The organism is Sphingomicrobium aestuariivivum, from assembly GCF_024721585.1.
Classification (GTDB): Bacteria; Pseudomonadota; Alphaproteobacteria; order Sphingomonadales; family Sphingomonadaceae; genus Sphingomicrobium; species Sphingomicrobium aestuariivivum.
The window spans coordinates 1,222,852-1,245,016 of the sequence record NZ_CP102629.1; the positions used below are offsets into that span (position 1 = coordinate 1,222,852).

At 67.0% G+C, this 22,165-nt stretch carries 16 protein-coding genes; 6 read left to right on the forward strand and 10 right to left on the reverse strand.

All coding sequences use genetic code 11. From position 1 onward, the window contains the following. Positions 1-14: 14 nt before the first annotated feature. A complete protein-coding gene (locus NUW81_RS06375) occupies positions 15-3,224 on the reverse strand; it encodes a TonB-dependent receptor (protein WP_245111616.1) in 3,210 nt (1,069 codons plus the stop codon). 236 nt (positions 3,225-3,460) lie between these two features. Here NUW81_RS06375 and NUW81_RS06380 point away from each other — a divergent pair, with 236 nt between their 5' ends. Continuing rightward, positions 3,461-4,963, forward strand: coding sequence for a tryptophan halogenase family protein (locus NUW81_RS06380; protein ID WP_245111618.1), 1,503 nt, complete (start codon positions 3,461-3,463; stop codon positions 4,961-4,963). 78 nt (positions 4,964-5,041) lie between these two features. Here NUW81_RS06380 and NUW81_RS06385 read toward each other — a convergent pair whose 3' ends face one another. Both NUW81_RS06385 and NUW81_RS06390 read right to left on the reverse strand, forming a co-directional pair. Then, entirely contained in the window at positions 5,042-7,420 is a 2,379-nt protein-coding gene (locus NUW81_RS06385) for a glycoside hydrolase family 3 protein (RefSeq protein WP_245111619.1), read from the reverse strand. A 173-nt stretch (positions 7,421-7,593) separates the two neighbouring features. Further along, positions 7,594-8,454 carry a bestrophin-like domain gene (locus NUW81_RS06390; RefSeq protein WP_245111620.1) on the reverse strand — a complete coding sequence of 287 codons (861 nt, stop codon included), beginning with the start codon at positions 8,452-8,454 and terminating at the stop codon, positions 7,594-7,596. Between the two features lie 173 nt (positions 8,455-8,627). Here NUW81_RS06390 and NUW81_RS06395 point away from each other — a divergent pair, with 173 nt between their 5' ends. From NUW81_RS06395 to NUW81_RS06410, 4 genes are all read left to right on the forward strand, one after another. After that, positions 8,628-9,671: a LacI family DNA-binding transcriptional regulator gene (locus NUW81_RS06395; protein WP_245111621.1), complete on the forward strand. Its 1,044-nt coding sequence runs from the start codon at positions 8,628-8,630 to the stop codon at positions 9,669-9,671. Positions 9,672-9,693: 22 nt separating this feature from the next. Continuing rightward, complete coding sequence (locus NUW81_RS06400) at positions 9,694-10,902, forward strand: MFS transporter (protein WP_245111622.1); 1,209 nt, start codon at positions 9,694-9,696, stop codon at positions 10,900-10,902. A 125-nt stretch (positions 10,903-11,027) separates the two neighbouring features. Further along, positions 11,028-12,470, forward strand: coding sequence for a sugar MFS transporter (locus tag NUW81_RS06405; protein ID WP_245111624.1), 1,443 nt, complete (start codon positions 11,028-11,030; stop codon positions 12,468-12,470). Between the two features lie 126 nt (positions 12,471-12,596). Then, positions 12,597-13,544, forward strand: coding sequence for a ketopantoate reductase family protein (locus NUW81_RS06410; protein ID WP_245111627.1), 948 nt, complete (start codon positions 12,597-12,599; stop codon positions 13,542-13,544). Here NUW81_RS06410 and NUW81_RS06415 read toward each other — a convergent pair. From NUW81_RS06415 to NUW81_RS06445, 7 genes are all read right to left on the reverse strand, one after another. Then, a complete protein-coding gene (locus NUW81_RS06415; protein ID WP_245111629.1) occupies positions 13,536-14,861 on the reverse strand; it encodes an ABC1 kinase family protein in 1,326 nt (441 codons plus the stop codon). The two genes, NUW81_RS06410 and NUW81_RS06415, sit on opposite strands and share 9 nt — an antisense overlap. Positions 14,862-14,932: 71 nt before the next feature. Then, on the reverse strand, positions 14,933-16,687 hold the full coding sequence (locus NUW81_RS06420) for a methyl-accepting chemotaxis protein (RefSeq protein ID WP_245111631.1): 1,755 nt from the start codon (positions 16,685-16,687) through the stop codon (positions 14,933-14,935). A gap of 164 nt (positions 16,688-16,851) precedes the next feature. Next, complete coding sequence (locus NUW81_RS06425; protein WP_245111633.1) at positions 16,852-17,349, reverse strand: DUF4126 domain-containing protein; 498 nt, start codon at positions 17,347-17,349, stop codon at positions 16,852-16,854. Beyond that, positions 17,316-18,614, reverse strand: coding sequence for a fumarylacetoacetase (gene fahA, locus NUW81_RS06430; protein WP_245111635.1), 1,299 nt, complete (start codon positions 18,612-18,614; stop codon positions 17,316-17,318). The genes NUW81_RS06425 and fahA overlap by 34 nt, the downstream gene beginning before the upstream one ends. Next, complete coding sequence (gene hmgA / locus NUW81_RS06435) at positions 18,607-19,887, reverse strand: homogentisate 1,2-dioxygenase (RefSeq protein ID WP_245111637.1); 1,281 nt, start codon at positions 19,885-19,887, stop codon at positions 18,607-18,609. The genes fahA and hmgA overlap by 8 nt, the downstream gene beginning before the upstream one ends. A gap of 71 nt (positions 19,888-19,958) precedes the next feature. Next, positions 19,959-20,159, reverse strand: a complete 201-nt coding sequence (locus tag NUW81_RS06440) for a hypothetical protein (protein WP_245111638.1) — start codon at positions 20,157-20,159, stop codon at positions 19,959-19,961. Positions 20,160-20,169: 10 nt separating this feature from the next. Next, on the reverse strand, positions 20,170-20,562 hold the full coding sequence (locus NUW81_RS06445) for a DUF202 domain-containing protein (RefSeq protein ID WP_245111639.1): 393 nt from the start codon (positions 20,560-20,562) through the stop codon (positions 20,170-20,172). Positions 20,563-20,673: 111 nt separating this feature from the next. Here NUW81_RS06445 and NUW81_RS06450 point away from each other — a divergent pair, with 111 nt between their 5' ends. Further along, positions 20,674-22,080 (forward strand): hypothetical protein, encoded by a 1,407-nt coding sequence (locus NUW81_RS06450; RefSeq protein WP_245111640.1) that lies wholly within the window; start codon positions 20,674-20,676, stop codon positions 22,078-22,080. Positions 22,081-22,165 lie beyond the last annotated feature (85 nt).

The window sequence follows — 22,165 nt, forward strand, 5'->3', positions numbered from 1 at the left end:
CCCGGCGCTTCGGCTTAGAAGTCGAAGCGCGCGAGGAAGGTGAAGCGACGGTCGTTGCGGAACGCCGAACGGGTGATCCGCGTGCCATCATAGTCGATCAGCTGGCTGGTCTGGGTGACCTCGTCGAGGAGGTTCACGCCCTGCACACCCACCTTCACATTATCCGTGACGGCGTAGAAGATCGACGCGTCGAGCTGCCCGGTGTCCTCGCCGTAGATCGGCGAGAAGGGGAAGATCACGTCGCGCGGGGTCTGCAGGAATTCCGAGCGCCAGTTGTAGGCGGCACGGGCCGACAGGCCGGCATATTCGTAGAACAGCACCGCGTTGACCGTGTGCTCCGAGACCCCCGCGAGCGGGAGACCCTGGGCGAACGGGCTCTGCTGGGCGCCGCCGGCATCGTTGAAGAACTCGCCGCCGTCCACATAGGTGTAGGTCAGCTGCGAGCCGAGGCCGCCGAGCGCGCCGGGCAGGAAGTCGTAGACCTGCTGGTAGGCGACTTCGACACCCTTGAGCGTGCCGCTCTCGAGGTTCTGCGGGCCATCGACGCGAACGTCATAGCTCTGCCCGGTGACCGAGTTGGTCAGCTGGTTGACCACCGCACCCGAGGTGATGACGTCGTCGATGTCCTTCATGAAGCCGGTCACGGTGATCGAGCCGACCGTGTCCCAATACCATTCGAACGAGAGGTCGTAATTCCACGCCTGCACCGGGTTGATGAACGGGTTGCCGGTGAAGATCGCGAACAGCGGACCGCTGTCGAGCGTACCCGAGGCATTGAGGATGCCGATGTTGTCGCCGACCACGCCGCCGACGCCGTTGGCGGCAAGGTCGGGACGGCTGATCGCCTTCGACACCGCACCGCGCACCAGCATGCCGTTACCGAAGTCGAGGCGGGCGTTGAAGCTCGGCAGCCAGTTGTCGTAGCTGCGGCCCGTGCCGAGATCGGTGCTCGCACCGTTCAGTGCCGCGACATAGTCGGGCACGCGCTCGGGCGCCTCTTCGAGGAGGGTACAGAAGCTGCGGTTGAGGTCGGGGTTGCCCGCGATGAAGGCGCAGACCGCCTCGACGTCCGACACTTCGGCGATGCCGTTGCCGTTACCGCCCAGTTCCGGATTGTCGATGACGCCCGGCTCGGGGAAGCTCAGGATACCGTCGCTGCGCACCGTGGTGCGGGCGTAACGGACACCGAAGTTGCCGTCGAGCACCCAGCCGTTACCGAACTCATGTTCGTAATCGGCACGACCATAGAGGCCGAGCGTGTCTTCGCCGACGCTGTTGATGCTGCCCGGCTGGAAGATCGGGTTGCCATCTTCATCGACCGGCAGGAGGTCGCGCGCTTCGGGCGATCGGGTGAAGTCCTGGATCGCCTGGAACTGCGCCTCGAGGGTGCCGCCGAGGTAGCTGTCGAGCAGGCCGTCGTCGCCATAGTAGTAACCCTGGCCGACCGGCTGCGCGACATTGCCGCGCTGGAAGCCGTCACCGAACGGGTTGTACAGGCTCGCCTGGTTCGGGAAGTCGACGACATAAGCGCCGCCGCCCGCACCGTAGAAGCGGTCGGGCTGGTTCTGGCCCCAGCTCCAGTCGCCGTTACGCGTGGTCCAGGTGTCACCGAGGTTCGACCAGACCTGGTAGGTCGCCGCACGGGTCTTCTGGTTGCGCTCGGCCCAGCGGGCGCCGAAGCGAACGCGCTGGAGCGGACCCATCTCGAGATCATATTCGACATCGCCCTTGAGCGAGTTGAGGTTGCCTTCGTTGCGCAGGCGACCGTCGAGGTGGAACCAGTAATAGATGCCTTCCGGATCGGCATTGGCGGTAAGGCCGGTGCCGTCCGCGCCCTGGCCGGCGGCGAGGAACTGGACGTTCGGGGTTTCGCCCGAATTGTCGAAGTAGATGTCGCTGAAGGTGCGCATCGCGGTGATCACACCGTCGAGGCTGCGATCCGAGTTGATCGTCTGGAATTCGACGTTGGCACGCAGTCGATCGGTGAAGACCATGTCGACATCGACCGAGAAGTCCTCGGTCATCGCCTCGTCCTGCTGCACGAAGCGCAGGTTTTCGGTCGGGATGCCCTGGATGCCTTCCTGGCTGGTCTGGGTCAGCGTCGCTGCGACGAGCTGGTTGCCGATGATGACCGGGTTGGTGCCGGGCGCGATGATCGGGCTGAAGGCGTCGTCGTTGACCTGCGCCAGCACCGCGAATTCCTCGAGGCTGCCTTCGGTTTCGGCACGGAGATATTCGGTGGTGATGAGCAGTTCGCCGCCGGCGCTTTCGAACTGGGCGACGCCCGAGAAAGCGTTACGGTCGCGGGTCAGGTCGGTGGTGCGCACGCCCGCGCCCTTCGGCGCGATGATCAGGCCCGAGGTGTCGAAGCCGTCGGGACCGACCGGGTCGACGTCGCCGTTGATGCCGCCCGAACCGGTCGGCAGCGAACGGAAACAGGGCTGGTCGGCGAGCAGCGTGGCTTCGCGGAAGCACGGGTCGGTGATCTGGCTGGCGTCGGTGCGCGTGACCAGTTCCTGCTGGGCGTAGGCCGCCTGCAGGCCGATGGTGCCGGCCTCGAAGTCCCAGGTGTTCGACACGAGGGCCGAGAAACCGGGCGACCATTCTTCGGCGAGGTCGCCGACATTGGCTTCGACCGTGCCCGCGACCTTGAGGCCCGGGTTGTCGAGCGGCTTGCGGGTGACGAGGTTGACCGTCCCCGAGATGCCGCCCTCGACCATGTCGGCGGTCAGGTTCTTGTAGACCTCGACGCGGCCGAGCAGTTCGGGCGAGACGTCGTTGAAGCCGAGCGTACGGCCGCCGTTGGCCGAGAAGATGTCACGGCCGTTGAGTTCCGAACGGACGTAGGGAAGGCCGCGGATGATTACGCCCGAGCCTTCGACCGAGAAGCGGTCGGGATCGTCGCGCTGGACGAAGCGGCTGATGTTGACGCCCGGGACGCGCTGCAGCGATTCGGCGACCGAACGGTCGGGAAGCGCGCCAATGTCCTCGGCGGTGATGACGTCGACGAAGGTGTCGGCGTCGCGCTTGATGTCCTGCGCGGTGTTGAGGCTGCGGAGGAAGCCGGTGATGACGATGCTGTCATCTTCCTCGGTGATCGGGGCGTCGGTGCCCTCGAGCTCCTCGGCTTCGTCTTCGGCCTGGGCCGGATCGCTCGCATCCTGTGCATAAGCGGGCTGCGACATCGCCATGACCATGGCAAGGCCCGAGGCCGTGCCGAACATGCGCAAGTTAAACAGATTCTTCTCTTCGGTAGCCAAAAGATCCTCCCCGATATTATTGGCAAGCGCTGGAATCGCGCAGATTTTGACGGTTCAGGTGTAAAGAAGCGTGTGATCGCTCACAAGAAAAGAATGGTCGTTCACAATATGTCGCATTTCCGTTAATTTGCCGACATTTAGCGGGCTTCGGGGGCTTCGACTGTTGCGCCCGGGTTACAGGTGGAGAGGACAGCAGCGGCATGGGTTTGAAGAAGATCGTGATCGTCGGCGGGGGCACCGCGGGCTGGATGGCGGCGGCGGCGCTGTCGCGTCTGGTGCAGTCGCGAACCGTGGAGATCACCCTCGTCGAGAGCGAACTGATCGGCACCGTCGGCGTCGGCGAGGCGACCATCCCGCCCTTCCAGAACTTCAACGACCGTCTCGGCATCCCCGAGACCGAATGGATGTCCGCCGTCCAGGGCAGCTTCAAGCTCGGCATCCACTTCGTGAACTGGGAAACGCAGGGCGACAGCTATTTCCACCCCTTCGGCAACTATGGCTATGCCGTCGACAGCGTCTCCTTCCACGAGATCTGGATGCGCTACCGCATGGCCGGCGATGCGCGCCCGCTGCACCATTTCAGCCCCGAGACCATGGCGGCGATGCACCGCAAGTTCATGCACCAGGAGGAAGGGCAGGAACTGCCGGCGATCAACTATGCCTACCATCTCGACGCGACCGCTTATGCGCGCTTCCTGCGGCGCTATGCCGAGGGTCGCGGCGTGGTCCGCAAGGAGGGCAAGGTCGTAAAGTCCGACCTTCATGGCGAGAGCGGCTTCGTGAAGTCGATCACCATGGACGACGGCACCGAGATCGCGGGCGATTTCTTCATCGACTGCTCGGGCTTCCGCGGCCTCCTCATCGAGGGCGCGCTCGAGACGGGTTACGAGGACTGGACCCACTGGCTCCCGTGCGACCGCGCGGTGGCGATCCCGAGCGAGGGCGACGGTACCGTCCTTCCCTATACCCGCGCGACCGCGCACAGCGCGGGCTGGCAGTGGCGCGTGCCGCTGCAGCGCCGCAACGGCAACGGCCATGTCTATTGTTCGCAGTTCATGGAGGCCGACGAGGCCACCGACATCCTGTTGAAGAACATCGACGGCAAGCCGCTCGCCGACCCCAATCACCTGCGCTTCACCACGGGACGCCGGAAAAAATTCTGGAACAAGAACGTCGTCGCCGTCGGCCTGTCGGGCGGCTTCATGGAGCCCTTGGAATCGACCTCGATCCACCTCATCCAGAGCGCCATCGCGAAGGTCGCTGGCATGCTCAGCACCGACGGCATCACGCCGGCGCAGGAAGACACGTTCAACCGCCTGATGGGCAAGGAATTCAGCCGCATCCGCGACTTCCTCATCCTCCACTACAAGGCGACCAAGCGCGACGATTCGGACTTCTGGAATTACTGCCGGACGATGGACATCCCCGATTCGCTGCAGGAGAAGATCGACCTGTTCAAATTGAACGGGCAGGTCTTCCGCGAGGAGGACGAGCTGTTCGCCGAGACGAGCTGGGTGGCGGTGATGATGGGCCAGGGCATCCTGCCCGGCCGCCCCAGCGCGATGGCGCAGAGCCTCGACCTCGACAAGCTGCGCGGCGAATATGAGGGCATGGACCAGTCGATCAAATATCTGGTCGGCAAGATGCCCGGCCACGACCAGTATCTGCAGCGCTTCTGCCCCGCCGCCATGGCCGCCGAATAAGCGCTTGCACCTCGCAACGAGAAAGGCCCGCCCCCCGATGAGGGGAGCGGGCCTTTTCTTTTGTCCCTTGGCGGCGGCCTAGAAGGAGCAGGCCATCCCTTCGGGCATGTCGACGCGCGACACTTCGGCGATGACCATCGAGAAGGGCGCTTCGCTCGAGATGGTGATGCTGTCGCCCATCCCCGGCATGCAGGCCTCGGTAATCAGCATCTCGCGATCGGCCTTGCCGGCCGCGACCGCCATTTCCTGCGTCACATCGACGGTGGTGTCGCCGACGCTGACGCGGACGGCGCCCGCAGGCGCGGTGTCGACCGAATAGAGGATGCGGTAGCCGCCCTCGCCCTCGGGGCCGGCCAGCGTCAGGCTGCTGCCCGGGCCGAAGGTGACGAGGCGGGCATCTTCCTGACGGTTGCGGTCATAGCCGCGCACGACCACGCCGCCGCCCGAACCGACGAGGTTGGGGAAGGCCGTGCCGCCCGCGCTCGCGGTGATCGAGGAGGCGAGGCGACCGTCGGCGTACCAGGTCGAGCCGGCAGCACCCAGATAGGCGCATTCCTCGCTGAGCTCGGGCAGCGCACTGGTCTCTCCGAGGCCGCGACCGTAGCCGACCTCGAACAGCGCCCCTTGCGCGCCGTTGACGGGGGTGCCGTCACAGGCGGCGGGCCAGCTGAACGAAAGGCGGCCGGTGGCGGGCATGGCGCCGTAGAGGACGTCGGCAACGCCCGCGCCCTCGCCGCCCGGCAGCCAGCTCGCCACGAAGGCGTCGGCGGCGTTGATCTCGCGGTTCATCCACATCGGGCGGCCCGAGAGGAAGACGGCGACGGCGGGAATACCGGCCTCTTCATACTGGCGGAGCAGTCCGAGGCCTTCCTCGTCGGCGAAGACCATGTTCTTCCGGTCGCCCGCGAATTCGGCATAGGGCTCCTCGCCGAAGACCACGACGGCGACGTCGGGCTTGGCGTCATAGCTGCCGTCTTCCGACAGGGTCGCGCTGCCGCCGCTCGCGGTGGCGGCGGCCTCGAGGCCCGCCCAGATGGAGGTGGCGCCCGGGAACATGTCGTTGCCCAGCTCCTTGCCGCCCTGCCAGGTCAGCGTCCAGCCGCCCGCGGCCTGCGCGATCGAATCCGCGGCCGTGCCGGCAACGAGGATGTTGGTGCCGGGCTTCAGGGGCAGCACGCCGTCATTCTTGATGACGACCTGGCTCTTGGCGACCGCCTCGCGGGCGATACCGCGATGCTCGGCGCTGCCGAGCTTCGAAAGGTCGCCCGCATTGGCGCGCTCGGACGGACGCCGGGCATTGTTGCCGATGATGCCGGCGCGGATCTTCATGCGGAGCACGCGGCCGGTGGCCTCGTCGAGGCGCGCCATCGGGATGGTGCCGTCGTTCACTTGAGCGACCAGCGTGTCCATCAGCCCCTTCCAGTCGTCGGGGACCATGTAGATGTCGAGACCCGCGAGGAGCGACTGCGGGCAATTGGTGACGGTGCAGCCGGCAACCTGCTGGTGCCCGTTCCAGTCGCCGACGACGAGGCCGTCGAAGCCCAGTTCGCCGCGCAGCACGTCGGTCAGCAGGGCCTTGTTGCCGTGCATCTTCTTGCCGTTGATCGAGTTGAAGCTGGCCATGATCGTCTCGACCCCGGCGTCGATCGCGGCGGGATAGGGATAGGCGTGGATCGCCTTCAGCGCCTCGATGTCGCCGTTGACGTCGCCCTGGTCGACACCCTGTTCGGTGCCGCCGTCGCCAAAGAAGTGCTTGGCGGTGGCGATGACATGGCCTTCGCCGAGACGGTCGGCATCGCCATTCGCGCCCTGCAGGCCCTCGACCAGCGCGGCGCCCATGGCGGCGACGATGCGCGGGTCTTCGGAATAGCTTTCGTAGCTGCGGCCCCAGCGGTCATCGCGCGCGACCGCCACGGTCGGCGAGAAGTTCCAGTCGATGCCGGTCACCTCGATCTCGGTCGCGGTAGCCGCGCCGATGCGGCGCACGAGGTCGGTGTCGCGCGTCGCGCCGAGCCCGATATTGTGCGGGAAGATGGTGGCGCCGATCACGTTGGTGTGGCCGTGCACCGCGTCGGTGCCCCACATGGTCGGGATCACGGGCTCGTCGCCCTCGAGGGGCTGGACCGAGGCCATGTACATCTCGTCGGCATAGCGCAGCCATTCGCCGGCGGGGGCATATTCATCGCCATAGGGACCGCCGTTGCCGCCGTTGAGGTAACTGCCGAAGCGGTAGCGCTCCATATCCTCGGGGGTGAAGCTGTTGATCTGCGGCTGGATCAGCTGGGCGACCTTGCGCTCGACGCTCATGCGCGAGAGGAGGTCGGCGACCAGCGCGTCCTCGGCATCTTCGACGCTCGTGGCGGCGGGCGTGGAGGTGGTCTCTACGGTGGTGGTGGCGCAGGCGCTCAAGGCGGTGGCGGCCATCAACAGGCCGAGCGTAGGGGCGATGCGACGCATGGGTGTCACTCCTGTTCAACGCGGGATCGGGCTTCGACGGGCCAGCGCTTGGGCTGCCCGCCTCGTTCCCGAACCGCTAATCTCTCTCCTGACGAGGATCCGACCCGTGCGGGAAGGCGCCTCGCTCCGCGCCAAGCTGTATCAGATTTGTGAGCGTTCACAAGGGCTAGGGACTAGCGCATCTCGAGATAGGGCTGGATCGCCTGCTCCATGTCGCGGTCTGGATCGAAGGAGAGGAGCAGCGCCTTCAATGGCGCCTGCTGCTCGCGCAGCATCCCCACCGTCGGCCGATCGATATCGATGATGAGGAGCATCGACAGGCTGAGGAGGAGGAACAACACCACCGCCGCCAGCCGCGCCCAGAAGCCGACCAGCGAATAGCCCAGGATCAGCGCGGCGATCATGATGTAGACCAGCAGCACCGCATAGACCGCCGAGGGCACCTTCGCGAGGCGGGCGTTCTTGCGCGCGGTATCCATGTCGATGACCTCGTTGATCGAGCCGACGAACTGGGCGGTGATCGGGCTCGCGCCCTGCCCCTCCACCATCGCGCTGGTCTGCGCCCACATCTGCCCGAGCAGCACCTCGTTGCGCACGAGCCGTTCGGGTAACTCCTCGTCGATCCCCCCCGACAGGTCGAGCCGGTTCTGCGCATAATCCTCGAGCGTCTCGCGCAACTGGCCGCGCCACGGCTCTTCGATGAGCGAGGTGCGAAGATGCGCGGTGCCGATGGCATTGGCCTCGACCAGCACCAGCTCGCGCCGCTCCTCGAACCGGCTCAATGACAAGGAAAAGGTGAAGCCCATCAGCAGCGCGAGCAGGCCAAGCACCGCGGAGACGACATAAGCCTCCTGCCCTCCCTCTTCCTTGCGCTCGGGCAGGAACAGTCGCGGCGACTTGCGGATGGCATAGCCGACGAGCGCGGCGACCAGCATGCCGCCGAACAGCACGAGCGAGATGTCGATGAGCGAGGAGCGGTCGAAGATATCGACGAGGGTTTGGGGAATGAAGATGTTCCCGTCTGCCTCGTTCATCCGCGCTTCCCTTCGCTGCCCCGCCGACTCCGGAAATTAACGCAAATCTATACGCGCATGCCGGGTGAACGGAAAGCTGGGCTGTTCGCCGATAACTTGACTTCCTTGTCCCCGCGGAGCTTTTTGGCTTGTGGGGCCGCCCTGCGGAAGCGTAGGGCGCGCAGGGAGGGATTATGAAAAAGCGTTCGGTGACCATCGAGGATGTTGCGCGCGTGGCCAACGTGTCGCGCCAAACGGTAAGCCGCGTGCTCAACCGGCTGCCCTCGGTCAGCGCCGATGCCAAGGCCCGCGTCGAGGAGGCGATCGCCGAGTTGGGCTATGTCCCCAACCTAGCGGCGCGGCGCATGGGCGGCGCGAAAAGCTTCCTCATCATGGCGATCAACGATCGCGCCCGCACCATCGAGAACTGGGCCGCGGGGCGCGGCAACGACTGGGTCGACCAGATGCTCTACGGCGGCATGATGGCCTGCGAGGAACGCGGCTATCACATGCTGTTCGAGCTGGTGGACACCGAGCCCGCGCTGGCGGCAGGGCAGATGCAGCGCATCCTCACCAGCCTCCAGCCCGACGGCTTCATCCTGACCCAGCCGCACAGCGAGAATCCCAAACTGGCCGAGCAATTGAAGGAGCGAGGGCGCCCCTTCGTGCGCATCGGCCTGCCCAATCCCGACATCCCCGCCGTCTCGGTCCACATGGACGAGGCGGGCGCCGCGCGCGCGGCGGTCGAGCATCTGATCGATTTCGGCCATCGCGACATCGCGCTGCTCGCGGGCAACAAGCAATATGCGGGCAGCATCGCGCGCCGCGAGGGCTATGCCGAGGCGATGGCCGAAGCGGGCCACGAGCAGCGCATCGAGGAAGGCGACTTTTCCTACGACAAGGCCGCCGAGATCGCCGCCCACTGGTTCGACGGCGATGACGGCCCGAGCGCCATCATCGCCGAGAATGACGAAATGGCCTTTGCCGTGCTGCGCGAGGCGGGTCGGCGTGGCATCAAGGTGCCCGAACAACTGTCACTGCTCTCCTTCGAGGACACGCCCGGCGTGCGCTTCTCGGTGCCGCCGCTGACCGCCATCCGACAGCCGACCGCCAAGATGATCGGCAAGGCCTGCGACCTCCTCATGGACCGCGCCGAGGGCAAGGACGCGGAGGAAGATGTCCACGTCCTGCCGTTCGAACTGATCATCCGCGAGACCACGGGTCCCGCGCCCAAGTGACCTTGCGCGAAAGGCGCCGAGCATGACCGGTTTCGAGCGCCGCCTCGTCCTTGCCAACCTCGGCGCCTTCACCGCCTTCATGCCGCTGCTCGTGCTGCTCTTGCCGCGGCGGATCGAGGCGGTGGCGCCGACCGGGGCGCTGGCGCAGCTCTCCCTCCTCCTGCTCGTCGGCGGCCTCGTCGCCAGCGGCGCGCATGTGCTGGGCGGCTGGTGGAGCGATCGCTGGATGGCGCGCACCGGCAGCCGCCGCACCCAGATCGCGATCGGCCTCGTCGCCGTCCTCGCCAGCCTCGTCGCGTTCGGCAGCGCGATGACCCTGACCGGCCTGATGGCAGCGATGATCGGCTTCCAGTTCAGCTTCAACATCCTGTTCGCGCCATTGAATGCGCTCCTCGCCGACTATGTCCCCGATCCGCGCAAGGGACTGGTCGCTGGGGCGGCAGGCGGCATGCTTCCGCTCGCCGGCTTCACGGTCAGCATCGTCGGCTGGGTTTCGGCCAGCGATGCCGCCTGGCCCTTCGCGATGGTCGCCGCCGCGGTAGGGCTCGGCATCGCCCCGCTGCTCCTCGGCTGGACCCGCGATCCCGTGATCGCCACCGCACCGCTCGGCGAAGCACCGGGCTCGGCGGCATGGAAGCTACTCAAGGGCGATTTCGCTTATGCCTGGATCGCGCGGCTGCTGGTCCAGTTGGGCGCGGTCGTGGTGATCAGCTACCTCTTCCTCTACGTCGACACGGTCGCGCGCGGGGCACCGGGCTTCGGGGAACGCAATGCCTCGTCGGCGGTGGCGCTGCTGGCGCTCGTCTCCAACCTCTTCGCCATCGCCGCGGGGCTGCTCGCGGGGCGGTGGAGCGACCGGCTCGGCGCCCGCCGTCCGGTTCTCGTCGCTACCGCGCTTCTCATGGCGGCGATGCTGGCGCTGCTCGCGCTCGCCCCGCACTGGGGGGTGGTGATCGCCGCCCATGCGCTCTTCACCGCTGCACTGACCGCCTTTCTCGCGGTCGACAGCGCGATGGTCGCCAGCCTCGTTGCCGGCCGCCGCCGCCGCGGCGCGCTCCTCGGCATGATGAACCTCACCAACACCCTGCCCTCGGTGCTCGCCCCCGCCATCGCGCTCACGCTCGCCCAAGCGGCGCTGGGCGGCGCGGCGCTCGTCACGCTGCTGTGGCTGGCGGCAGGTGCCACGGTCGTCGCCGCGTTGGCAGTGTTGCGCATCCGCACCATACGCTAACCCCTTCCCTTCAAGCGACAATCGCGGCACAAAAGCGATAGACGCGCACTCTGTGATCGTTCACAGTCGCGCCTCGTTTCCCGGCAGGCCCCTGCCGGGTCATTCTCTATGGGGGAGGATTTTTCATGGTTTCAGTGTCGCCCGATGCGGCCACCAGCACCGATAGCCGCCCGGTTATCGACGAGGACGGCGGCGTGCATGCGCCCGGCCTCAACTATTTCGTCTTCGCGCTCTTCTTCATCTTCGGCGGGATCACGTCATTGAACGACGTCATCATCCCCAAGCTGAAAGAGCTGTTCACGCTCAGCTACACCGAAGCCATGCTGGTGCAGTTCTGCTTCTTCACCGCCTACCTGCTGATCGGCATCCCCGGCGCCAAGCTCGTCAAGAAGATCGGCTACATGCGCGGCGCGGTGGCGGGTCTCGTCACCATGATGGCGGGCTGCCTGCTGTTCATCCCCGCGAGCCAGACCGCGACCTATCCGGTCTTCCTCCTCGCGCTCTTCGTCCTCGCCTCGGGCGTGGTCGTGGTGCAGGTCGTCGCCAACCCGCTGATCAGCATGCTCGGGCCGCAAAGGACCGCGCACAGCCGCCTCACCTTCGCGCAGGCGTTCAACTCGCTCGGCACCACCGTCTTCCCGATCGTCGGCACGATCGTCATCCTCGGCAGCCTTGCCACGGTGACCGCCGACCAGCTGTCGGGTGTCGAACTCCAGCAGTATCGCCAGGAAGAGAGCGCTGCCATCTGGAAGGGCTATCTCGGCCTCACCGTGCTGATCGGCATCGTCGCGGCCGCCGTCTGGGCCTTCCGCAAGCGCCTGCCGCATGATGCCAAGAGCATGGGCGAGAGCAAGCTGGTGTCGTGGAACCGCTATGCCATCGGCATCGCCATCGTCCTCGTCGGCGGGCTCGTCGCGATCAACCGCTTCGGCCTGTTCGAGGAAGACCAGGTGGCGCAGGTCGTCGGCCTGCTCATCATCCTCGGTGCGCCGATCCTGTGGCTCTTCGACAACGACCTCCTGAAGCGCACCCGCTTCGGCTATGGCGCGCTCAGCATCTTCCTTTACGTCGGTGCCGAGGTCGCGATCGGGTCGATCATCGTCAACTACCTGATGCAGGAAAGCGTCCTCGGGCTGCCCGAGAGCGAAGCCGGCAAGCTCATTGCCGTCTACTGGGGCGGCGCGATGGTCGGCCGCTTCATCGGCTCGGGCCTCTTGCGCATCTTCTCGCCCGGCAAGATCCTCGCCTTCAACTGCCTTGGTGCCATCGCGCTGATCACTGTCAGCATGATGTCGACGGGCGAAGTGGCGGGCTATTCGCTGCTCGCGGTCGGCCTCATGAACTCGATCATGTTCCCGACGATCTTCAGCCTCGCCTGCGAGAAGCTGGGGCCGCGTGCGGCCGACGGGTCGGGCATCATCAACATCGCCATCTTCGGCGGTGCGGTGGTTCCCGTCGTGTTCGGCATGGTGGCCGATGCCACCAGCCTGTCGAGCGCGCTCGTCCTGCCGATCATCTGCTACGCGATCATCATGGGCTTCGGCATCTTCGCCCGGCGCCCTGCCTGATGCGCTGACCGCCCGCGGGCGATCCAGAAGAGGGCGTCGCGGCCAGCCGCGGCGCCCTTTTTCTTTGTGGCTCGGAACCGCGCCCCCACAGCTCGCGCTTGGTCAGGAACAGATGGACGGGTGGATATGAGTAACAAGAAGTTCGTGGCAATCATCGGCGCCGGTTCGGTCGGCTGTTGGCTCGGCGGGCGCCTGCGCGCCGCGGGCCACGAGGTCGCCATCCTGCGCGAGAAGTCGCGTATCCAGCGCGACAACGAGATCATCGTCCTCGAGGAGGGCGAGGAAGAAGAACGCGTCGAGCTGCCGGTATGGGAGGCGCTCGAGCCCAAGCCCGACATCATCCTCCTCGCGGTAAAAGCGATGTTCCTGCCGCAGGTGGCGCCGCTCTTGGCCGCCAACATGAAGGAGGACACGCTCGTCCTGCCCCTGCAGAACGGCGTCCCCTTCTGGTTCGCGGGCGACGAGACGGTGATCGATGTCGATCCCGTCGGCTCGGTCCGTACCGCGGTCGGCCAAGCCAATATCATCGGCACCGTCGTCCACGCCTCGGTCAGCCGCAAGGGCGACTGGATCACTGTGGGCAAGGCCGACAAGCTCTTGCTCGGCGAACCCTCGGGCTCGCACAGCGCGCGCGTCGCCGAGCTGGTACAGCTGTTCCGCGACGCCGGCGTGCCGAGCGCACAGTCGGACAATATCCGCAACGACATCTGGTACAAATTGTGGGGCAATCTCACGATCAACCCCTTGTCCGCGCTGACCCGCCAGACGGTCGACCGGCTGCTCGACGACGAGGACGTGCTGTCCTTCATCCGTCGCGGCATGGAGGAATGCGCGGCGATCGGCGAGGCGATCGGTTGTTCGATCAGCGACAGCATCGACGACCGGCTCGACGTCACCCGCACGCTGGGGGTGTTCAAACCCTCGATGCTACAGGACCTCGAGGCGGGCCGCCCGCTCGAATATAAGGCGCTGGTGGCCGCGCCCCGCGCCATCGCGCGCGAGCATGGCATCGAGACCCCCGCCATCGACGCGCTGCTCGGGATGATCCGCCAGCTCGATGGCGGCCTAGTCTAACGCCGCGTCGACCAGCGAGCGGATCTCGACCCGCGCCTTCAAGTTGGCCGCGAGCAGCGCGGTGCCCGAAATCTTGCGCTGGACGAACAGGGTCTCGGCGGGCGGCAGGTGCCACGCCGAGCGGTCCTCGGCGATCCGCATCCCCTGTTCGCGCAGCCCCGCGACAAAGCCGCGGTCGCCGAAATCGAACGGGCCGGGACGCGCGAATTCGGTGACGATCACGTCGATCATGCCGTCGACCAGCGCGCGATGCTTGTCGGCGGCCACGGCGCTCATGAAGCCCGCCGCCACCGCCGCCTCGCGCACGCCGTCGCGATCCTCACGGCGTACGGCGGCGAGGATGTCGCGATAGGCAGCGGCGATGTCCGGATCGACGGCCCGCGCCGCGCCGAAGTCGAGCAGCACCAGCCGTCCCGTCTCGGGCTGGTAGCGGTAGTTGGCGAAATTGGGATCGGTCTGCATGACCCCGAAATCGAACAGCTCGCGCAGCACCAGCTCGATGAGCTCGCCCATCACGCGGTCGCGCACCTCTTGCGGCTCGGTCAACAATTCCTCGATGGCCACGCCCTCGACGAAATCCATCGCGAGAATGTCGGGCGTCGTCAGCTCGGGCACCAGCCCCGGGACGACATAGCGGTCATCACCCTCGAGCCGCGCCTTGTAGGCCGCCAGCTGCTGGCCCTCGCGCTCGTAATCGGCCTCCTCGGCGAGCTGCGTCTTGGCCGCCTCGAGCAGCGGCGCGATGTCGAGTTCCTTCGGCAGCAGCCCCGACACGCGCAGCAGCGTCGCGACATTGTCGACATCGCTGTCGATCGATTGCGCCACCCCCGGATACTGGATCTTCACCGCCAGTTCGCGCCCGTCGGGAAGGGTCGCGCGATGCACCTGCCCGATCGAGGCCGCCGCCATCGGGGTCGGCTCGAAGCGCTTGAAACGGCGGCGCCAGTCGGCACCCCATTCGGCCTTGAGAAGGTTGTTCAATTGCTGCGGCGGCATGCGATGCGCCTGGTCGCGAAGACGGGCGAGGATGGCGGCAAGCTCGGGCGGCAACAGGTCGCCCGCGTCCATCGAGATCATCTGCCCCAGCTTCATCGCCGCGCCGCGCAGGTGCGAGAGGCGGTCGGTCACCCGCGCGATATTGGCCGGCGTCAGCATGAGGTCGCGGGCCTTTACCCCCTCCCCGCGCGCGAGCCGCCGCGCGCCTTCACCAACCATGCCGCCCACGACACCGAGGCCGAGCCGCGTGAACTGGCCGACGCGTGCGGCGCGGCCTGCGGGAACGGCGCGTGTCGGCCTGTCGTCTCGGGGATCGTCCATGCCCCCCAGATGGGAAGCGGGGGCGGCTCTCGCCACCCCCGCCCTTGGTCCCGTTCCTGCGCTCCGGCCGTTCAGGCCGCGCGCAAATGCTCGAGGAATTCGTCGAGCTGGTATTTCAGCTCTTCCGATTGCGTGCGCAGCTGGCCGGCCGCATCGAGCACCGCCTTCGAACTGGCACCCGCCGTCCGCGCGGCCTGCCCGACCTCGGCGATATTGTCGTTGACCATCTGGGTGCCGCGCGCGGCCTCGTCGATCGAGCGCGCCACTTCGGTCGAGGCCAGCGACTGCTGCTCGACCGCCGAGGTGACCGCGAGGCTGACTTCCTCGAGATGGCCGACCTTGGCGGCGATCGCGCCCAGCGCTTCGGCGCTTTCCGACGAGCCTGAACGGATCGATCCCAGGAGGCTTGCGATCTCGCCAGTGGCATCGCGGGTCTGCCCCGCCAGCGCCTTCACTTCGGCGGCCACGACCGAGAAGCCCTTGCCCGCCTCGCCCGCGCGCGCCGCCTCGATGGTGGCGTTGAGGGCAAGCATGTTGGTGCGTCCCGCGATCGAGCCGATGAGGCCGATGATATCGTCGATGCGCGCGACCGAATTGGCCAGCTCCTCGATCCGCGCGTCGGCGGCGCGCACGTCCTGCGCGACCTCGCGGGTGATATTGGCGGCGCCGCCCATCTGGCGGTTGATCTCGCCGATCGACTCGTTGAGCTCGTCGCCCGCCGACGCCACTGTCATCACGTTGGACGAGGCCTGCTGCGAGGCCGAGCCGACGAGCTGCGCCTGCTGCATGGTCTGTTCGGCGGTGCTCGCCATGCCTTGCGCGGTGGCGTGCAGTTCGTCCGAGCTTTCGCCCACTTCGCGCGCGACGCGGCCGACATATTGTTCGAAGCGTGCGGCCAGTTCGAGCATCTCGAGACGGCGTGCCTCGTCGGCCGCTTCCTTCTCGGCTTCGCGTGTCCGCTGGGCCTCGACCTCGCGGCGCGCGGCATCGGCCTGCGCACGCTGGAGCTCTTCCATCTCGGCAGCATTGGCCTTGAAGACCTCCATCGCGCGGGCCATTTCGCCGACCTCGTCGTAACGCTCCTGTTCGGGCACCTCGACATTGCGCTCGCCGCGCGCGAGGCGCAGCACCGCATCGGTCAGGCGCCGCACGGCATTGGACAGGTCGGTGGACGTGCTGAAGGCCGCACCCGCGCCGACCAGCATGACGATCACGACCATGATCGAGATGCCCCATTCGGTCTGGGTCGCGAGCGTCTGCGTATGCTCGTGGAGCCTGGCTTCTTCCTGCGCCGCGATTTCCTCGACCTCGGCGATGTCGGCGGTGATCTTGGCGGCATCGGCCTCGACCCGCCCGAGCAGCGCCAGCGTCGCCTCGTCCATCACCACCTCTTCCACTTCCTGTGCCGCGAAGTGCGTCTCGGCCTCGTCGATTATCGCGCCGAGATCGTCGAGCCGGACGCGCACGTCGGCCAGGTCCTTGCGCTCGATCTCGAGGTCGGCGAGCGCCAGCGATTCATCGACCATCTGGTAGGCGCGCCCGAGCGAGGCGAGCGCCTTCTCGCGGTCCTCGTCATGATGCGCCTCGAGATAGGCGGTGGCATAGCCGGTCGCGCGCGCGGCTTCGGTCTCGAGCCGCGAGGCGGTCAGCGCGAAGCTGGCGGTTCGGGCATATTGCTCGGCATCCGAATTGATCGAGATGACGCTGACGCAGCTGGAAATACCGAGGATGGCGGTGAGACCGAGGACGGCGCCGAAACCGCTCCGCAGTTTGACGTTGATTGCCTGCCGCTCGTACCAGCCGGACAGGACGGGAATCTTAAACATGCTTTACAAATCCGCTACTTAACTACTGACGCGGAGCTTGCCCGTCTTGGCTCACTCTTAGCGAAGCGGAATTGATCGGAGATGCTTAAAACGCCGTAAATGTGAACGTTCCCGTACCGTCTTTTGACGGTAGCGTAGCGGGTCCGGACGGCGAACGACCCGTTTCAGGCTGCGAACGACACGATCAGTATGATCCCGCCGATGACGAACGCATCCTCGAGCAGCGCGGCGGGAAGGTCACGGCCGAATCGCTTGCCCAGCGACAGGCGGAGGGGGAGCGTCGCATAGGTGCCGACAAGCGCACCAAGTGCACCAAGCGCGGCGCCGAGCCAGCCCGAGGCCGGATCGCTTGCCCCGAGCGCGATCGCCCCGCCGACGAGCGCCCCCATCGCGCTGCGGCCGATGACGGCGGGCACCCAGGTGCGCTTCCGCGTCGTGACCTTGTCGCCATAGAGCTCGCCCAGCGCGAGCAGGGTCAGCAGCGCGGCGGGCGCGGGCGCGCCGAGCCAGCCGAGCCCCGTGCCGGCGATGTCGAGCCAGCCGAAGGCCGCGCTCCACGCCACCAGTGCGATGGCTGCGAAGGTGCGCGGCCCGTTGAGGACTCCCGCGAGGAGGGCGAGCAGCAGCGTCATCCGCGCGCCGCCAACACGCGTCCCGAACATTCGCCGAGCGAGATGCCGGGCTGGCCCTCGGCATGCGCCCGCGCGGTGAGCGTCACTTCATCCCCATCCTCGAGGAAGGTGCGGGTCTCGCCATTGGGCAGGGTAATCGGCGTCTTGCCCCCTTCCGACAGCTCCATCATCGAGCCGAAGCCCGATTTTTCGGCGGTCGAGAGCGTGCCCGTGCCGATGAGGTCGCCGGGCTGGAGGTTGCAGCCGTTGCTGGCATGGTGGGTGACGATTTGCGCCGCCGACCAGTACATGGCCGCAGCCGCCTCGCCCTCGCTCAGCCGATAGGGCGCTTCGCCCGCAGCGCGCATCTTCTCGGTCGACAGCAGCACTTCGAGGCGGATGCCGAGCGCGGCCTTCTCTGGCCCGCCCTGCAGGTAATCGAGCGGCTCGGGGTCACCCTCGGGGCGCTTGGGCATGTCCTGCATGTAGGGCGCGAGCGCCTGCGGGGTGACGACCCACGGGCTCACGGTAGTGAGGAAGCTCTTGGCGAGGAACGGCCCCAAGGGCTGGTATTCCCACGCCTGCAGGTCGCGCGCCGACCAGTCGTTCAAGAGGCAATAGCCCGCGATATGGCTCTCCGCCTCGCCGATGGGGATCGGTTCGCCGAGCGCGTTGCCCTCGCCAATCCAGATGCCCATCTCGAGCTCGTAATCGAGCCGCGCCGAAGGGCTGCGCACCGGCGCGGCACCGTCTTCGGCGGGGCGCTTCTGGCCCGCGGGGCGCACCACCGGATGGCCCGAGGCGCGGATGCTCGAGGCACGGCCGTGATAGCCGATCGGCACATATTTATAGTTGGGCAAGAGCGGATTGTCGGGACGGAACAGCTTGCCGATGTTGGTCGCGTGATGGATGCCGACATAGAAGTCGGTATAGTCGCCGACCAGCGCGGGCAGCTCCATCTCGACCTTGTCCTTGCCGATGAGATGCTGGCCGACGACGGCGCGATAGTCGCTGTCGGTGAGCAGCTGCGACAGGCGGCTGCGAAGGCCCTGCATCGCCTCGGCGCCCAGCGCGAAGAGCGCGTTGAGCATCGGCTGCTGGAGCGCCTCGCGCACGTCCTCGTCCTCGATCAGCTCGCCCTGCGCCAAAGCGTCGAGATCGAGCACATAGTCGCCGATCGCAGTGCCGATACGCGGCAGGCCGTCGTCCGCCGAGAAGACACCGAGCGGCAGGTTCTGGACGGGCCAGTCGGCATGGCCGTTGGCGCCGTCGACCCAGCAGTCGAGATCGGGCGAATTGGTCGGGTCGTTATGCATCGGTCACCTTTGCTTTGGGGAAGCCCTGCCAGGCTTCGTCATAATCGGGCTGCGCGCTTTCAACTGCGAAATCGGTCGGGCGGTAGGGCCAGCAGGTCTCGACCATGAAGGCCAGCGTGCCCTCGTAACGCTCGGGCTCGAGATCGGCTGCGCTCGCCTTCTTCCACGTGTCGACGTCGGGGCCGTGGCCGCTCATGATATTGTGCAAGCTGATGCCGCCCGGCGAGAAGCCCTCGGCCTTGGCGTCATATTGCCCGAGAATGAGCCCCATCGCCTCGCTCATCACGTTGCGGTGGAACCACGGCGGGCGGAACGTGTCCTCGGCCACCATCCAGCGCGGCGGGAAGATGACGAAGTCGGCATTGGCGCGCCCCGGCACTTCTGACGGGCTGGTCAGCACGGTGAAGATCGAGGGGTCGGGATGGTCGAAGCTGACCGTGTTCATCACGTTGAAGCGCGACAGGTCGTAGCGCATCGGCGCGACATTGCCGTGCCAGGCGACGACGTCGAGCGGGCTGTGGTCGAGCATGGTCGCCCACAGCTTGCCGCCGTGCTTCTGGACGAGCTGGTGGTCGCCGTCCTTGTCCTCAAAGGCCGCGACCGGCATCTCGAAATCGCGCGGATTGGCGAGCCCGTTGGCGCCGATGGGCCCGAGGTCGGGCAGCCGGAAAGGCGCGCCGTAATTTTCGGCAACATAGCCGCCCGCACCGCCTTCGGGCACCTCGACACGGAAACGGATGCCGCGCGGGATGAGCGCGATATGCCCCGGCGGCACGTCGAGGCGGCCCATCTCGGTAACGAGGTGGAGACTGCCGCGCTGCGGGATGAAGAGCAGTTCGCCATCGCTGTTCATGAAGCTGCGGTCCGCCATCGAGACATCGGCCCGGTAAACGTGCAGCGCCACGCCGGTGAGGTCGGCCGGATCGCGCGTCACGAGCATGGTCGCGAGGCTGTCGACGAAATCCTTCTCGGCATCGAGCGCGGGCGGGTCCCAGCGCAGCCGGTTGGGCGCAAGCGGCTTGTCGCTCCCCTTGGCGGTCAGCAGCGCATTGCCTTCATAGGGCTCGTAAGGCGGGTGATCGGCGGTCGGGCGCAGGCGGTAGAGCCAGCTGCGCAGGTTTTCGGGCCGCGCCATGGTGAAGGCGCTCGCCGAGAACTGCTCTGCATAGAGACCGAAGGCGGGCCGCTGCGGGCTGTTGCGCCCGACGGGCAGCGCGCCCTCCACGGCCTCACTTTCGACATGGCTGCCAAAGCCCGTCAGATAGTCACCCATAGCTGCTCCCTCCTGTGGGCGAACGGGTGGCGGCTCGCCGCGCTCCTGTCAATCGCACCGGGCGCGCGGGGTCAGGCGACCGCGCCCTCGGCGGCCGAATAGGCGCCCTCGGGGACGTCGGCGGGCACTTCGACATCGACATCGGGGATGGTGATGCCGAGCTCGGCGCGGAACAGGAAGACGAGCAGGATCAGGATCACCGCGAACAGGATGATCAGCGCCACCATCGAGCGCTCGGAGCCTTCGACGGCCAGCGGATTGTCTTCGGTCATGGGCAATGCCCTAGCCGAAAAAGAGCCAGATGCCGACAGCAACCATGACCGCGCCTGCCGAAATCCCCGCGGCGACGACCTCCATTCCCTTGGTCGAGGGCTCCTTCACGAAATTGGCGCTCATCCGCTTGATCGCCCCGCACATGCGGCGCTTGGCGCCCTGCACGACGATGATCGCGAGGATCATGAAAAAGGTCGCCATCGCCTTGGGGACCCAGGCGGGCTCGAACTGGCCGAACAGCGCGCGAAGGCCGAGGCCGAGGCCGATCAGCCCCATGCCCGAGCCCATCCAGCTGGCCATCGTCCGCTCGACCGCCATGATCGTGCGATCCTCGGCCAGATCGGTGCGATCCTCGGCCAGTTCGTGATTGTCGCGATCGTGACTGCTGACGCCGCCAACCATGCAATTCCTCCGCTTGCCTGCCTCTGAAACGGCTGGCGAGCGGGATCGTTTCGCAAGTGGATTTGTCGCCGGCACCTTGCGGTGAGGCAATAAACGTGGATGAGTTCGCGCATGTCGGGAGCCCATGCGACGCGCCAGCCGCCCCGCCACCTGCTGGTGGCCCTTGGTCCCTTTGCCGTGCTTCTGGCGGCCGCGCTCTACAACGGCCACCCGCTCCTCCTGCCCGACAGCGGCCCGTTCATCCACGGCGCGACCGGCCATAGCGTCCAGTACGAGCGCTCACCGGTCTACGGCTTGTTCGGCGCGATCTTCATGCTCGGGCGCGAGACGACCGCCATGTTGTGGCTTTGGGCGATCGCTCAAGGAGCGCTGGTGGCAATCGCGATGGCGCTCCTGTCGCACCGCCTCCTGCCCGGCTGGTCCGCCCGGCAGCGGTCGCTGCTGCTCGGCGCGCTGGCGCTGGTCACCTCCTGGGGCTGGCACGCGATGCAGATCTCTCCCGACGCCTTCGCCGGGCTGGTCGTCATCCTCGCGGTCCTGCTCTTCGCCGAGCCGCGGCAGGGCGGTGCCCCCTTCATCGGCATGCTGCTGGTGCTTGCAGCGACGGTCCATTCGACCCACCCCCTCCTGCTCGTGGCGGTAACGCTGGGCAGCGCGGCGGTGGCGGCGCTGTCGCGGCAGGCGGTCGCCCCGATCCTTGGCAAGGGCCTCGGCTTTTCGGCGCTGTCCATCGGCCTGCTCGTCATCGTCAACGGCCTTGCGCACGAGCGTTGGTCGCACGCCCCGATGGGCGATTACTTCGCCTTTGCCGCGCTCCAGCAGGAAGGGCTCACGGCGGCTTGGCTGGAGGCAAGCTGCGCAGGGGACGCACCGCCCACTCCGCAGCTTTGCGCGATGCGCACGCAGCTGGGCCGCGACAGCCAGCAGATCCTGTGGCAGCGCGGTCATCCCCTGAATGCCGCCGTGCACGACCGGACGGACGCCCGTCCGCCGCACCTGCAGGGCGAGATGGCCACCGCCTGGAAGGGCGCGATCCTCGCCGACCCCGCGGGCTTCGCGCGCTCGGCCATCCGCGACCTGGGGGCGCAGCTGGTCATGGTCGCGCCGCTCAACGACTATTGCCCCGACCCCTGCGCGGTTCGCGGCGCCACGCTCGATCGCTGGGTCGGCGACGTCGATCCGGCGCTGATGGAGAACTTCCTCGCCTCGCGGCAGGCCACGGGTCGGCTGCCACGGCAGGAAATCCGGATGCTGGTGGTGCCCCTGACGCTGCTGTCGCTCCTGCTCCTGCCGGTCCTGCTGCTCCTGTGCTGGCGGCGGCTGCGTTTCCCGACACGGCTGTTCATGGCCGCGCTCTTGAGCGCGCTCCTCGCCAACGCCTTCCTCGCGGGGGTCTTTTCGGAGCCCGATGACCGCTACCAGAGCAGGATCGCCTGGCTGGCGCCCTTCGCCATCGTGGTGGCGCTGGCCGACCTTCGTTCGAGACGCCACGGGCGCCACGACGGAAGGAGCGGCTGAAGCATGCCTCGACGACCCCGCACGACCAAGTCTCGGGGTCCCCTCGCGGAACGCCGCCCCCTATCGCCGTGTTGTGGCCGGGAAA